At 62.7% G+C, this 13,094-nt stretch carries 16 protein-coding genes; 1 reads left to right on the plus strand and 15 read right to left on the minus strand.

The features are described 5' to 3' along the window. Positions 1 to 7: 7 nt before the first annotated feature. The 4 genes from arc to thiS all read right to left on the minus strand — a co-directional run bounded on the left by arc (position 8) and on the right by thiS (position 3,660). Positions 8 to 1,777, minus strand: a complete 1,770-nt coding sequence (gene arc / locus NITMOv2_RS16320) for a proteasome ATPase (RefSeq protein WP_083448126.1) — start codon at positions 1,775 to 1,777, stop codon at positions 8 to 10. Between the two features lie 127 nt (positions 1,778 to 1,904). Further along, on the minus strand, positions 1,905 to 2,531 hold the full coding sequence (gene thiE, locus NITMOv2_RS16325; protein WP_053380877.1) for a thiamine phosphate synthase: 627 nt from the start codon (positions 2,529 to 2,531) through the stop codon (positions 1,905 to 1,907). A 90-nt stretch (positions 2,532 to 2,621) separates the two neighbouring features. Beyond that, positions 2,622 to 3,395 (minus strand): thiazole synthase, encoded by a 774-nt coding sequence (locus tag NITMOv2_RS16330; RefSeq protein ID WP_053380878.1) that lies wholly within the window; start codon positions 3,393 to 3,395, stop codon positions 2,622 to 2,624. Next, entirely contained in the window at positions 3,388 to 3,660 is a 273-nt protein-coding gene (thiS, locus tag NITMOv2_RS16335) for a sulfur carrier protein ThiS (protein ID WP_238590375.1), read from the minus strand. Before thiS ends, NITMOv2_RS16330 begins: the two co-directional genes overlap by 8 nt. Positions 3,661 to 3,750: 90 nt before the next feature. Here thiS and NITMOv2_RS16340 point away from each other — a divergent pair, with 90 nt between their 5' ends. After that, positions 3,751 to 4,227: a histidinol-phosphatase gene (locus NITMOv2_RS16340; RefSeq protein WP_083448127.1), complete on the plus strand. Its 477-nt coding sequence runs from the start codon at positions 3,751 to 3,753 to the stop codon at positions 4,225 to 4,227. Here NITMOv2_RS16340 and NITMOv2_RS16345 read toward each other — a convergent pair. The 11 genes from NITMOv2_RS16345 to ffh form a co-directional block, all read right to left on the minus strand. Continuing rightward, on the minus strand, positions 4,205 to 5,533 hold the full coding sequence (locus NITMOv2_RS16345) for a S41 family peptidase (RefSeq protein WP_053380879.1): 1,329 nt from the start codon (positions 5,531 to 5,533) through the stop codon (positions 4,205 to 4,207). The genes NITMOv2_RS16340 and NITMOv2_RS16345 overlap by 23 nt on opposite strands. A gap of 50 nt (positions 5,534 to 5,583) precedes the next feature. Further along, on the minus strand, positions 5,584 to 6,765 hold the full coding sequence (locus NITMOv2_RS16350; protein ID WP_053380880.1) for a murein hydrolase activator EnvC family protein: 1,182 nt from the start codon (positions 6,763 to 6,765) through the stop codon (positions 5,584 to 5,586). Then, entirely contained in the window at positions 6,762 to 7,661 is a 900-nt protein-coding gene (locus NITMOv2_RS16355) for a cell division protein FtsX (protein WP_053380881.1), read from the minus strand. Before NITMOv2_RS16355 ends, NITMOv2_RS16350 begins: the two co-directional genes overlap by 4 nt. Then, positions 7,658 to 8,326, minus strand: a complete 669-nt coding sequence (gene ftsE / locus NITMOv2_RS16360; RefSeq protein ID WP_053382130.1) for a cell division ATP-binding protein FtsE — start codon at positions 8,324 to 8,326, stop codon at positions 7,658 to 7,660. Before ftsE ends, NITMOv2_RS16355 begins: the two co-directional genes overlap by 4 nt. 24 nt (positions 8,327 to 8,350) lie before the next feature. Continuing rightward, positions 8,351 to 8,752, minus strand: coding sequence for a YraN family protein (locus NITMOv2_RS16365; protein WP_053380882.1), 402 nt, complete (start codon positions 8,750 to 8,752; stop codon positions 8,351 to 8,353). Further along, entirely contained in the window at positions 8,742 to 9,401 is a 660-nt protein-coding gene (locus NITMOv2_RS16370; protein ID WP_238590376.1) for a ribonuclease HII, read from the minus strand. The genes NITMOv2_RS16365 and NITMOv2_RS16370 overlap by 11 nt, the downstream gene beginning before the upstream one ends. Positions 9,402 to 9,470: 69 nt before the next feature. Further along, entirely contained in the window at positions 9,471 to 9,875 is a 405-nt protein-coding gene (gene rplS, locus NITMOv2_RS16375; protein ID WP_053380883.1) for a 50S ribosomal protein L19, read from the minus strand. 4 nt (positions 9,876 to 9,879) lie between these two features. Then, positions 9,880 to 10,665, minus strand: a complete 786-nt coding sequence (gene trmD, locus NITMOv2_RS16380; protein ID WP_053380884.1) for a tRNA (guanosine(37)-N1)-methyltransferase TrmD — start codon at positions 10,663 to 10,665, stop codon at positions 9,880 to 9,882. A gap of 3 nt (positions 10,666 to 10,668) precedes the next feature. Continuing rightward, the gene (gene rimM / locus NITMOv2_RS16385; protein ID WP_053380885.1) at positions 10,669 to 11,187 is read right to left on the minus strand and encodes a ribosome maturation factor RimM; all 519 of its coding nucleotides are present in this window, start codon (positions 11,185 to 11,187) and stop codon (positions 10,669 to 10,671) included. Positions 11,188 to 11,201: 14 nt separating this feature from the next. Beyond that, positions 11,202 to 11,492 (minus strand): 30S ribosomal protein S16, encoded by a 291-nt coding sequence (gene rpsP / locus NITMOv2_RS16390; RefSeq protein WP_053380886.1) that lies wholly within the window; start codon positions 11,490 to 11,492, stop codon positions 11,202 to 11,204. A gap of 94 nt (positions 11,493 to 11,586) precedes the next feature. Next, positions 11,587 to 12,933: a signal recognition particle protein gene (gene ffh, locus NITMOv2_RS16395; protein ID WP_053380887.1), complete on the minus strand. Its 1,347-nt coding sequence runs from the start codon at positions 12,931 to 12,933 to the stop codon at positions 11,587 to 11,589. Positions 12,934 to 13,094 lie beyond the last annotated feature (161 nt).

The raw sequence follows: 13,094 nt of genomic DNA on the forward strand, positions 1-13,094 counted from the left end.
TCGATGATCAGAGATAGTGGCCCGTGGTGATGGTTTCGATTTGTCTCGATTCAGCGGGGCCGCCGCTGATGGTCCGGATGTGGATGATCTTTTCGCCCTTCTTGCCGGCGACCTTCGCCCAGTCGTCCGGGTTGGTGGTATTCGGCAGGTCCTCGTGCTCTTTGAATTCTTCGCGGATGGCCCGGATCAGATCGTCCGACCGGAGACCCGTGCCTTCGTTCGCGATGGCCCGTTTGACCGCGAACTTCTTCGCGCGCGAGACGATCCCTTCGATGAGCGCGCCGCTGGCAAAATCTTTAAAATACAAAATCTCCTTTTCGCCGTTCGCGTAGGTCACCTCGATGAACTTGTTTTCCTCGGAGGCGGCATACATCGTCTCCACCGTCAGGGACGTCAGCCGCTCGACCAGCGCCTTCCGGTCCCCCCCGTGCCGCTCCAGCTCGTCGGCCGCAAAGGGCAGATCGGTCGACACGTACTTGGAGAAGATGTCGCGGGCCGCCGCCGCATCGGGCCGCCCCACTTTCACCTTCACATCCAACCGGCCGGCGCGCAGCACCGCCGGATCGATCAGATCCTGCCGGTTGCTGGCCCCGATCACGATGACGTTGCGGAGGCTCTCGACGCCGTCGATCTCGGAGAGAAACTGCGGCACGATCGTCGACTCGATGTCCGAGGAGATGCCGGTTCCTCTGGTCCGAAACAGGGCGTCCATCTCGTCGAAGAACACGATCACCGGATGTCCTTCCTCGGCCCGCTCCTTCGCCTTCTTGAAGACCTCCCGCACCTGGCGTTCGGACTCGCCGACGTACTTGTTCAGCAGCTCCGGCCCTTTCACGTGGAGGAAGTAACTCCGGATCTGCTTGCCTTCCAGATGGCCCAGCTTCTTGGCGATCGAATTGGCCACCGCTTTGGCGATGAGCGTCTTGCCGCAGCCGGGAGGGCCGTACAGCAGCACGCCCTTCGGCGCGTGAAGCTTGTACTCCGCGAACAGATGGGGATGCAGGAACGGCAGTTCCACCGCGTCGCGCACCTGCTCCAATTCCTTTTGGAGGCCGCCGATGTGATCGTAATCGACGTCGGGCACCTCTTCGAGGACGAGCTCTTCGGCTTCGGACTTCGGCAGCTTCTCGATCACGTAGCCGGAGCGCGGATCGTAGAGGAGATGGTCCCCGACGCTGAGCCGTTCCGCCAGCAACGGATCGCCCAGGTCCGCGACTTTTTCCTCGTCGAAATGCAGCGTCACGAGCGCGCGCCCGCCTTCCAAGACGTCTTTCAGGCGGACCACTTCGCCTTGACTGTCGAACCCCTTCGCCTCGATGACGTTCAGCGCCTCGTTGAGCACGACTTCTTGGCCCTTGCGCAGCGCCGGCCCTTTGATCGACGGATGGAGGCTCACTTTCATTTTCCGGCCCGAGACGTACACGTTGGCCGTGCCGTCGGCGTTCATGCTGGAAAAAATGGCGTAGGACGAAGGCGGCGCCGTCAGCTTCTCCACCTCGGCGCGCAAGGCTTCGATCTGCGCCTTCGCTTCCTGGAGCGTGGAGACGAGCTTCTCGTTTTGCTTGGTCGCTTGGTCGAGCTGGTAGCGGGATTGATACAGCCGGCGGATTTCGTCTTCCATCGACTGGATCTGGACGCGAAGCTTTTCGACTTCGCGGGCATGGTCTTCGTTCTTGTGTATCACGTCCGCATCACCCTCAGACAACCGTTTCGTGATCTTCTTCACGGAATCTCGGAGGGACCGGAGTCGGCTTGACTGGCTCTTGTTCTCTCCCATCTTTGCACTCATTGCCTCGCTGCCACATCGGACCAGAGCGCATCGTCAAGCTGTGATCGGATTCTAACATCCGACTTGGGGGTGGTCAACTAGACGAACGCAACGCTCACCGAATTGACCGCGCGCCTCATGCGTTCGCGGCCGCGAGCAACTCCCGTGTCGCCGCGGCGACGTCGTCGCGCGCGAGGATCGCGGCGATCACGGCGACGCCGTGCGCGCCGGCTCGCCGCACGTCGTGCGTGCGCGCGCGCGTGATGCCGCCGATGGCGAACACCGGGATGGACGAATGCCGGCACGCCGCCGCAAGCGCGTCGAGGCCGAGCGGCGGGCCGAACGCGCGTTTGGACGGCGTCTCGTACACCGGGCCGAACACGACATAGTCCGCGCCTTCCTCGTTCGCCCGACGCACCTCGTCCAAGGAATGAGTGGAAACGCCGAGCAGTCGATGCGGGCCCAACAACCGGCGGGCCGCCGATACGGGAAGGCTGCTGCTGCGGAGGTGCACGCCCGCGATATCGAGGGCGAGCGCCAGGTCGACACGGTCGTTGACGATCAGCGGCACGCGGCGCGCGGAGGTGGCGCGATGGATTCGTCGGACAAGCTCGACGAGATCGGCCGTCGGCACATCGCGCTCCCGCAATTGCACGGCCGGCACGCCGCCCTCCACCGCCGCCTCTATGACGGCGGACAGCGGTCGTCCTTGCGTCGCCTGGCGATCGGTGACGAGGAGCAGGCGGAAATCGACGGACGGCATGGGCAAGTGATGAGTGATCGGTGATGCGTGATGGGTGACTCAGCGATTGTGACGCGCTCTCCGAACCCATCACGCATCACTGATCACTCTCTACAGCATGCCTTCGATGGGACTGCTGGCTGTCGCGTAGAGCTTCTTCGGAATACGCCCGGCCTTGTACGCCAATCGGCCGGCGTGCACCGCGTACTTCATCGCCTCCGCCATGGCGATCGGATCCTGCGCGCCCGCGATCGCGGTGTTCATCAACACGGCGTCCGCCCCATATTCCATGGCGAGCGCCGCGTCCGAGGCGGTCCCGACGCCCGCATCAACGATGATGGGCGCCTTCACGGTTTCCATGATGATCTTGAGGTTGTAGGGATTGCGGATCCCGAGGCCCGATCCGATCGGCGCCGCCAGCGGCATCACGGCGGGACATCCGATGTCCACCAGTTTCTTCGCCACGATGGGATCGTCGTTGGTGTACGGGAGGACGACGAACCCTTCTTTGATGAGAATCTTCGCCGCCTCGATGAGCCCCGCCGTGTCGGGAAACAACGTCTTTTCGTCCCCCAGCACTTCGAGCTTCACCAAGTCGGACACCCCGGCCGCGCGCGCCAGCCGGGCATAGCGGACGGCGTCCTCGACGGTGTAACAGCCGGCCGTGTTCGGGAGGATCGTATATTTTTTCGGATCCAGGTAGTCGAGCAGATTCTCCTTGGAGCGGTCGGTGATATTGACGCGCCGCACCGCGACGGTGACGACATCGGCTCCCGACACTTCGATGGCCTTTTGGGTTTCGAGGAAGTTCTTATATTTTCCCGTCCCGACCCACAACCGGGATTTGAATTCACGGCCCGCGATGATCAACCGATCGTCAGCCATGGCGTGCTCCAATTAGATCTCGCGTCACCACATCGTACTTCGTACTTTTTTCGCTGCCGCCGCCGATAAAACTCAGGATTTCCACGCGATCGCCGTCTTTGAGCCGGCGATGAGGAAAGGCGGACCGATCCAGGATTTCGAGATTCAGCTCGACGGCGACCCGTTCGGTTTTGATATCCAACTCCCGCAACAGATCCGCCACGGTTCCGTCGGACCGCCACGGCTTCGCTTCGCCGTTGACCTGAATCCGAATCCCTTCTTCCATCGCTCGCCATCCTATGAGACGAGAAATCGCCTTGTCAACAAAGCGCGCCCCTTGCCTCCGCCGCCGGACCATAGCACAATGACGGCCGCGATGACGGCTCCTGCCAACAATCAGCGGCTGGCGGCGTTGTTTCGGTCCATGGCCGAGCTCCTCGCGGCCCAACGCGCCAATCCCTATCGCGTGCGCGCGTACCGCCGCGCGGCCGACACGCTGCTCGCCGCGGAGGAGGACATCGCCGCCGTCGCGCGGCGCGGAGGGTTGGGGGAGATGGAGGGAATCGGAAAAGAGCTGGCGGGAAAAATCACCGAGTTCCTCGAGACAGGAAAGGTCCGCGCCTACGAAGAGCTGAAGGCACCCCTCCCCGAAGAAGTCCGCGCCTGGGCGCATCTCCCGGGATTGACCGATTCGCTGGTCAGCTACCTGTACTTCCGTCTCGGCATCCGGACGTCGGCCGATCTCGAGCAACTCGTGCGGTCACACATGCTCCGCACGATGCCGGGATTCGCCGGCTCCGAGGAGGAGTTGCTCCGAGCGATTCAACACCTCACGACACCTTCAGCTCTTTGAAGATCTTCCAACTCTTCAGCAGCTCGACGGCCTTTTGCAGTTGGGCGTCGGACTCCAGCGACGGCTCGCTTGACGGATCGGCTGCGGAGGCCTGCGGCGCGGAGCCGTTCCTCGCCTCGTCGGGCAGCTTGGCGGCATCCTTGGGCTTGCCGGTCTTCGGGTCCGCCTCCTTTTCTCCCGGCTTTCCTTCGGCTTTGGCCGTGACCGGCGGAGCGAGCTTCACTACGATGTCGGGCGTGATCCCGGTGGATTGGATCGAACGGCCCTTCGGCGTGTAATACTTCGCCGTGGTCAGCCGCAAGCCGGAGCCGTCGCCGAGCGGCAGAATGGTCTGCACCGATCCTTTGCCGAAGGAAGTGGTTCCGACGACGACCGCCCGTCCCCAATCCTGCAGCGCTCCCGCGACAATCTCCGAGGCGCTGGCCGATCCTTCATTGACCAGGATGATGACCGGCAAATCTTCCAATTGATCTTTGGACTTGGCGAACCACTCATCCTTCTTGCCTTCGCGGCTCTTGGTGTAGACGACGAGCTTTCCGTTCGGCAGGAACTGCTCCGAAACATCGACGGCCGCCGTCAGAAGGCCGCCCGGATTGTTGCGGAGGTCGAGGATCATCCCTTGAACTTTCTGCTCCCGGAATTGCCGGATCGCTTTGGCGAGATCCCTCCCGGTCGCCTCCTGGAACTGGGTCAATCGGACATAGCCGAGATTGTCGATGTTCTTTGATTTGACGCTCTCGATCTTGATGGTATCCCGGACGAGGGTGAAGACCATGGGGTCGGGGGTGCCGTCGCGCTGAATCGTCAGATTCACTTTGCTGCCTTTCGGGCCGCGCATTTTTTGAACGGCATCCATCAGCGTCAAGTCCTTGGTGGTGTCGTCGTTCACTTTCACGATGTAGTCGCCAGCCTTGATGCCCGCCCGATAGGCCGGCGTGCCTTCGATCGGCGCGATCACGGCCAACCGGCTGTCCTTCACGCCGATCTGGATGCCGACGCCCCCGAACTCTCCCCGGGTCTCCACCTGCATCTCTTTGTACATATCGGGGGTCATGTAGGCGGAATGCGGATCCAGCGTGGAAAGCATGCCCCGGATCGCCCCCTGGATCAGGTCTTTCGGTTTGGTTTCGTCCACATAATGCTTCTGGACTTGATTCAACACTTCGGAGAACGTCTTGAGCTCTTCATACGTCTCACTGGCGTGACCGCTCGGCTCCCATCCCTTGCCGAGAAGGACTCCGCCGAGCAGGGCCAGCGCAATCATCGGACCGACCACCCATGATTTCCGCCGCGGGTGCTGTTCCATAGTCTTCACATCCCTTTCTTCCGCCTACTGCGCGCCGTTGGATCGATCCATCAGCGCTTGGCCAGCCACAGCAAGGGGTCGACCGCTTCCGCCCCCTCGCGCAGCTCAAAGTATAAAGTATTTTCTCCGATCATGCCCGTGTCGCCCGTTTCTCCGATGGGATGGCCCTCGGCTACCTGTTCCCCGACTTTCGTGAGGATTTTCGATGCATGGGCGTACAATGAAAAGAACCCGTTTGCATGGTCGACAATTATAACGAGTCCGTAGCCTTTCAACCAGTCCGCATAGACGACCGTGCCCGGCATGACGGCATGGATGAAGCTCCCCTCGGTGGTCCTGATTTCAATGCCTTTGCGCTGGACATAGGTGTTGAACGTCGGGTGTTTCTGGCGCCCGAAGAAGGACACGACCTGGCCGTCGGCCGGCCAAGGCAGGGACCCTTTGACCCCGCGCGGCAGGCCGGGAGCCGTCGGCGGCTTCATGGCGAGCGCCTTTCGGCGGGTCTCCAACTCGCGGAGCAGGCTGTCTACCCGCGACGCCGACCGCTCCAGCTCCTCCACCGCCTTATTGTAGGAATCCTTTTCCTGGGTGATCTTGGTCAGATACGCCTTTTTTTCCTTTTGCAGGGATCGAATGTCCAGGAGCTTGCGCTCGATGCTCTCTTTGAATGCCACCATCCCCGCGCGCGCGTCGGCTCGCTGCCGTTCGGCCTGCTCCATGCGCGCCACGTCGGCTTTGAACGATCCCAGCAACTCGTACTCCTTGTGCGAGACGGCCGACAGGTACTGCCGCCGCCGCTCGAAATCTCCGACGGAGTCCGCCGCCAGGAGCGCCTTCACGTAGCCGAACCGTCCTTCCATATACTGCACGCGGAGGCGGGCCAAAATGGCCTTCCGCCGTTCTTCGATGCCGGCGCGCATCACGCCCAGCTGCTCGGTAATCTCCTGGATCTCGCGGTCCTTTTTGCGGAGTTTCTTGTTGATCTCGTGATGGTCCTGGCGATGGCGCACCAGCCGTTCGTCGAGCGATTGAATGCCCTGGAGCACCGACTCCCGTTTCTTCTCCGCTTCATCGGCCTGCTTCCGCTTTTCCTCGATCTTTCCCTTTAACTGCTCCAGCGCCTTCCGCTCCCGCTCGATCTTGTCGGTGATCGGATCCGCGGCGACAACCGGCGGGGGACCGGCGCTCCACAGCGCGAGACAGAACCCTATGGCGGCGGCAAGGCGGATCACGCCCGTCCCTCCCCGAAGCGCCGGAGCGACACGAAGCTGCCGGCAAACCCCAACGCCGTGCCGACGACGACCAGCGCTACACACATGGAAAGGGGGAAAAAGACGATGAGATTCTCGATGCCGCTGAACCGCCCCGTGGACCGGATTTGCTGGCGAAACAGTTCGAACCCGATTTTTAGAATCCCCAACGACAGGGCGCTGCCGAAGGCGCCGAGAACTGCGCCTTCGAGGACATAGGGGATGCGGATAAAGGCCCGCGTGGCGCCGATCAGCCGCAAGATCTCGATTTCCTCCCGCCGGGCGAACAGCGCCAGCCGGATCGTATTGCCGATAATCGTCACGGCGGCGGCGGAGAGGATCACCCCCACACCGATCGCCGCCAGCTCGATATACCGGATCAGCCAGGCCAGCGCGTCGATCCATTCCTGATTGTAGTCGACCTTCGCCACACCGGCCATCGTCCCGATCCGCTCGGCCCAGCGTTTCACGGCGTCGGGGGACCGAAAACTGGGGGCCAGCGTGACCACGAAAGAGGCCGGCAGCGGATTCTCACCGAGGCCCTCCAAGAGGTGGGACTCGGAGGGAAACTGCGCCCGGAATTCGCCCAGCGCCTGCTCTTTGGAGATATAGAGGATACCGGAGACCATGCGATCGGCTTTCAGCTTTCCTTCCAACTCCTGCACGCCGTCGCGCGACACGCGATCGTCGAGGTACACCATGAGCTTAATGTCGTCCTGCAGCCACCCCGCGGCGCTGCGCAGATTGACGTACAGCAGCAGGAAAATGCCGACGCAGGCCAGCGTGAACGCCGTCGTGAGGATGGCCACCACCGTCGTCGTCCGGTTGGTCCGCATGTTGGCCCAGGCTTCGTGCACGAGGTAGAACAGGCGCCTCATACTCCCATCCGCAGCTCGGGCGCCATCACGCCCTGCACCAGCGTGATGACCCGGCGGTTCACCTGTGCCATCACGTCGGGATCGTGCGTCGCGACGATGACCGTGGTGCCCCGCGCATTGATCAGTTTGAAAAGCTCGATGATCTCGGCCGTCCGTTCGGGATCGAGGTTGCCGGTCGGTTCGTCGGCCAGCAGCACGATCGGTCCGTTGACGATCGCCCTGGCGATGCAGACCCGCTGCTGCTCGCCGGCCGACAGGCTGCTCGGCGGCTGGTCCTTCTTGTGATCCACGCCGACGGCGCGCAACGCCTCCGTCACCTTTCGCCGGACATCCTGCGCCGAGGCGCCCTGCACGATCAAGGGCAGCGCCACGTTCTCGAACACCGATTTCTTGGGAAGGAGGCGGAAATCCTGAAAGACCGACCCGACCTTTCTGCGGAGATACGGCACGTCGGTCTCTTTCAGCCTCGTGACGTTCCGTCCCTGCACGAATATCTGGCCTTCGTCCGGCTGCTCCGCGCCGATCAACATGCGCAGCAGCGTGGACTTGCCGGCGCCGCTCGGGCCCATGAGCAGCACGAACTCGCCTTTCTCGATCTCCAGCGTCACGTCGGACAATGCCGCCCGGCGGTGATAGAACTTCGAGACATGGATGAGCTGTATCATGGCCTCCATCCGCCTGTCTCCGTTCTACGGCCGCTCGCCGTCGCCGGCGTCGAACGCGCTCTGCAGATGTTCGACCTGCACGCTGCCCGATGATCGGCCTTGCACCAACACGACATCGAACCGGCACGCGCGGTCCGTCAGGTGCCGTTGCGCCAAATACTGTGAGGCCAGCTTCACCAGTTTGGCCCGCTTGCGACGATCCACGGCCGACAGGGCACCGCCGAAGGCGTCCGACGCGCGGGCCTTGACCTCGACAAAGACCAGCACATTCCCGTCCTGCGCCACGAGGTCCAGTTCGCCCAAACGGGTCCGCAGATTGCGCTCGAGGATCCGGTACCCCTTCGATCGTAAGAATTGCTCCGCTTGCGCCTCGCTGGTCCGCCCGAAGAGATGGCGCGGATCGTCTGTCGTCGGCTCACCACTCATCCGCCGTCTCCACGACCACCGGCACTTCACCGGCCCGGACATACGCCGCCGCATCCCGCACCGGCGCGAAGGTTCGGCGGTGAATCGCGCAAGGTCCATGCTCCGCCAAGCGGCGCAGATGCTCTTCGGTACAGTAGCCCTTGTGGGACACGAAGTTGTAGCGCGGAAAGGTGTCATGGTACGCGGTCATAATCCGGTCTCGCGTGACCTTGGCAATAATGGAAGCGGCGGCGATGGAGCACGACAGCGCGTCCCCCTTGATGATGGGACGCGAAGGAATCGGCACCGCCGGGAGCGTCACCGCGTCCAGCAACAGAAAATCAGGAGGAAGAGGCAAACACTCGACCGCCCGGCGCATCGCCAGGCGCGTGGCCTCGAGAATGTTGAGCGAATCGATTTCGGACGAATCCGCCGATCCGATGCCGACGCCGATCGCGGCATCCATGATGGCGGCATACAACTGCTCCCGCTGGGACTCGGACAGCTGCTTGGAGTCGTCAAGCCCCGCAAGACGGCATTGGAACGGCAGGACGACGGCCGCCGCGACCACCGGGCCGGCCAGGGGTCCGCGGCCGGCTTCATCGAGGCCGGCGATACGGCGAAACCCCCGCCACCGCGCCTCTTGCTCAAAGTCCTTGGTGGGTCCCACCAGGCGCTCCCCCGATCCGGTGTTTCATCAGAGGTCGTGAATTGCCCGCGCGCTCGGGCACCGGCACCGTCAGGCCTTGACGGTTTCCTGCGCCGCTGCGGCCGGTTGAGCGGCCGACTTGCCGTCGCCCACGAACTCGCGCTCCTCGACCTTGGCGAACTTGCCCTTCTTGCCGCGAAGATAGTACAGCTTGGCGCGCCGGACGCGGCCCTGCCGCATCACGTCGACCCTGGTGACGATCGGCGAATGGACGGGGAAGATCCGCTCCACGCCGACGCCGTACGACACCTTGCGGACGGTGAAGGTCTCCGTGTTGAGCGTCCCTTTGCGCGCGATGACGGTTCCTTCGTACACCTGAATGCGCTCTTTTTCCCCTTCGACCACTTTGACATGGACGCGCACCGTGTCGCCGATTTCGAAGTTGGGAACCGATTTTTTCGTAAAGGACCGCTGGATTCGTTCTAACTGATTCATGGACTCACCCCTCCTCCCCGCATCGAACAGGCATCGACGTGATACCTTCGCTTAAAAGTTCGTTCAATAACCGCCGGTCTTCCTCGTTCAGCACCCGATCTTTGATGAGATCGGGCCTCTTCAGATACGTCGCCCGCAGAGCCTCCTTGCGCCTCCAGAGACGGATGGCTTCGTGGTGGCCGGAGAGCAACACCTCGGGAACGCCCATGCCCCGCACGTCGGCCGGTCTGGTGTAGTGCGGATATTCCAGCAGCGAGTCGGAGAAAGACTCCTCCACCGCCGACTCGGGATCTCCCAGCACGCCGGGCACCAGCCGCGTCGCCGCATCGATCAGCAAGAGCGCCGGCAATTCGCCGCCGGTCAACACATAATCGCCGATCGAGATCTCTTCCGGCGACAACGCCGTCCTCACCCGTTCATCGACTCCTTCATAGTGACCGCAGAGAATGACGATCCGCCGCCGTTCACGGGCCAGGTCCTTCGCATGCCGCTGCGTAAAGGGACGGCCGTGCGGGGAAGGAAACACCAGCCGGATCTCCTCAGCGTGCTCCTGAGCCGCCACCCGGACGGTCTCCACCGCCCGGAGGATGGGCTCGGCCTTCATCACCATGCCGGCGCCGCCGCCGTAGGGAATGTCGTCGGCCACCCTGTGCCGATCCGCCGTGAAGTCACGGAGATTGACGACCTCCACGTGGAGGAGGCCCTTCTCCTGCGCGCGTTTCAGGATGCTCTGGCCGACCACCGGCGCGATCATCTCGGGAAAGAGGGTGAGCACCGTAACGCGCAACATGATCTATTCCCCCAACCCTTCGATCATCCGGACCGTCATGCATCGCCGCTCAAGATCGACGGCGGTGATCAATTCCTTGGCGGCGGGAATCAGGATCTCCTTCGCGCCCTGGCGCACGACAAATACATGGCTGCCCGGTAATTCCAAGATGTCCTCCAGCACACCGACCGGTGCGCCCTGTTCATTCTGGACCGCGAGCCCCACCAGGTCGCACTCGTAATAGGCTCCTTCGGGAAGCGGCGGCGCTGCTGTTCGCGGAGCTTGGATCAGGCTGCCGCGCCACAGCCCGGCATCTTCTGGGTTGGTGAGGCCGGCCAGTCCCACGATCAAACCGTTGCCCGCTCGCCGCACATGCGTCACTGCCGTCTCGAGGGTCCGCCCCTGCTTGTCGACCACGCTCACATGGGTGAGCGACTCCCATCGTCCGGGCACGTCGGTCAACGACCGCACCTTGACTTCGCCTTTGACACCGAAGGGGCGTTCGATTTGTCCGACGGTGACGGTTTCGAGCTGCTCGACCATGGTCCCCTTCGCCGCTACTTGGCGGCGGTCTTTTTCTGCGCCGCCTTCTCCGTCTCGAACTGCTTCCAGACGCCGGCCCGGCGCAGCAACGTCCGCACCGTCACCGACGGCTGCGCTCCCTGGTGCAACCAGGTGAGTACCCGATCCTGCTTGAGCTCGGGGAGGCCGGCGTCCTTCAGAGGATCGAAGATGCCCAAGATCTCCAAAAACCGTCCGTCGCGGGCCTTGCGTGAATCCGCGGCCACCAGCCGATACATCGGCCGCTTGTGTCTGCCAGTCCGAGCCAATCTCAAATGAACTGCCACGTCGTCCTCCTCGCTAAGAAGAATAGGGTTAGGTGTAGGCGAGGGTCAGGAAAGGCCAACGACTTGACCTTAATCTCGACCTCAACCTGTTTCTTCACATCGAACGCATGAGCTGGGCGAGTTGCCGCCGGCCCCCTGCGCCCGTCATCGCTTTGGCGAGCTTCTTGGCGGACAAGAACTGCTTGATCAGCCGGTTCACGTCCTGCACGTTGGTGCCACTGCCGCGGGCGATCCGCTTTTTACGGCTGCCGTTGATGATGGTATGGTCGCGACGCTCGCGGACCGTCATCGAATCGATGATGGCCGCCACACGACGCATTTCGCGCTCCGGCTTTTCTCCTTCCAGCGCGCTCTTGAGCTTTTGCCCGCCGGGCAGCATGCCGAGAATTTGCTCCAGCGAACCCAGCCGATTCATCTGTCCCAACTGGGCGCGGAAATCCTCCAGTGTGAAGGTGTTGCTGGTCAGCCGCTTCTGGGCCTCTTCGGCCTGCTCCCGGGAGAACGTCTCCTGCGCTTTCTCGATCAAGGAGAGGACATCCCCCATGCCGAGAATCCGAGAGGCCATTCGATCCGGATGAAAGACCTCCAGCGCGTCCAGTTTTTCGCCGACCCCGATGAACTTGATCGGCTTGCCGGTCACGGCGCGGATCGACAGGACGGCGCCCCCGCGCGCATCGCCTTCGACCTTCGCCAGGATGACTCCCGTCAGGCCGACCTTCTGATCGAACTGGCCGGCCATCGTGACGGCATCCTGTCCGGTCATGGCGTCCGCCACGAGCAGCACTTCATGGGGCGACGTGGCCGCCTTCACCGCCACGAGTTCGCCCATCAGCTCGTCGTCGATGTGAAGCCGGCCCCCTGTATCCAAGACGACGAGGTCGAACCCCTGTTCTCTGGCCCGCTCGACCCCGGCCCGGCAGATCGCCACCACGTCCTTGGTGGTCGCATGGGCTTGGTCATGCCGATGCACCTCGACGCCCAAATCCCGGCCCAACGCGCTCAACTGTTCTCCGGCCGCGGGCCTGCGAGGATCGGCGGCGACGAGAAGCACGCGCTTCCCCTGGCTCTTGAACAGACGGGCGAGCTTGCCGCAGGTCGTCGTCTTGCCGGCTCCCTGCAGGCCGACCATCATGACGATCGTGGGCGGCTGGGGATTGAGCGACAGCCCCGCCCGCTCGCGCCCCATCATGTCACTGAGCTCGTCCCAGACGACTTTGACGACCTGATGCCCCGGCGTGAGGCTTTGCAAGACTTCCTGGCCGATCGCCTTCTGCCGAACCCGCTCGATAAAGTCTTTGACGACCTTGAAATTGACGTCGGCCTCGAGAAGCGCCAGCCGAACTTCCTTGAGAGCTTCCGCTATATTCTGCTCGGAGAGCACGCCCTGCCCGCGGAGCTTCTTCAGAATTTTTTCGAACTTGTCGCTTAATGCGTCCAGCATGGGTGCACAAAGAAAGAGGCCATCGAAGCCTTACACCAGATCTCCGATCGCCTCGAAAAATCTAGAAAAAGAGCATCGGCGAGTGTATAGAACCGAAGGGGGGCAAGTCAAGGAGCGCAAACCCCGCAGATTTGTTGACATGCTTGCATCCTTCCGATATG

This window comes from Nitrospira moscoviensis (assembly GCF_001273775.1).
Classification (GTDB): Bacteria; Nitrospirota; Nitrospiria; order Nitrospirales; family Nitrospiraceae; genus Nitrospira_D; species Nitrospira_D moscoviensis.

Coding starts and splice junctions, on each gene's coding strand:
- arc (WP_083448126.1), bottom strand. CDS start 1,777: ATGGGAGAGAACAAGAGCCAGTCAAGCCGACTCCGGTCCCTCCGAGAT.
- thiE (WP_053380877.1), bottom strand. CDS start 2,531: ATGCCGTCCGTCGATTTCCGCCTGCTCCTCGTCACCGATCGCCAGGCG.
- NITMOv2_RS16330 (WP_053380878.1), bottom strand. CDS start 3,395: ATGGCTGACGATCGGTTGATCATCGCGGGCCGTGAATTCAAATCCCGG.
- thiS (WP_238590375.1), bottom strand. CDS start 3,660: ATGGAAGAAGGGATTCGGATTCAGGTCAACGGCGAAGCGAAGCCGTGG.
- NITMOv2_RS16340 (WP_083448127.1), top strand. CDS start 3,751: ATGACGGCTCCTGCCAACAATCAGCGGCTGGCGGCGTTGTTTCGGTCC.
- NITMOv2_RS16345 (WP_053380879.1), bottom strand. CDS start 5,533: ATGGAACAGCACCCGCGGCGGAAATCATGGGTGGTCGGTCCGATGATT.
- NITMOv2_RS16355 (WP_053380881.1), bottom strand. CDS start 7,661: ATGAGGCGCCTGTTCTACCTCGTGCACGAAGCCTGGGCCAACATGCGG.
- ftsE (WP_053382130.1), bottom strand. CDS start 8,326: ATGATACAGCTCATCCATGTCTCGAAGTTCTATCACCGCCGGGCGGCA.
- NITMOv2_RS16365 (WP_053380882.1), bottom strand. CDS start 8,752: ATGAGTGGTGAGCCGACGACAGACGATCCGCGCCATCTCTTCGGGCGG.
- rplS (WP_053380883.1), bottom strand. CDS start 9,875: ATGAATCAGTTAGAACGAATCCAGCGGTCCTTTACGAAAAAATCGGTT.
- trmD (WP_053380884.1), bottom strand. CDS start 10,665: ATGTTGCGCGTTACGGTGCTCACCCTCTTTCCCGAGATGATCGCGCCG.
- rimM (WP_053380885.1), bottom strand. CDS start 11,187: ATGGTCGAGCAGCTCGAAACCGTCACCGTCGGACAAATCGAACGCCCC.
- ffh (WP_053380887.1), bottom strand. CDS start 12,933: ATGCTGGACGCATTAAGCGACAAGTTCGAAAAAATTCTGAAGAAGCTC.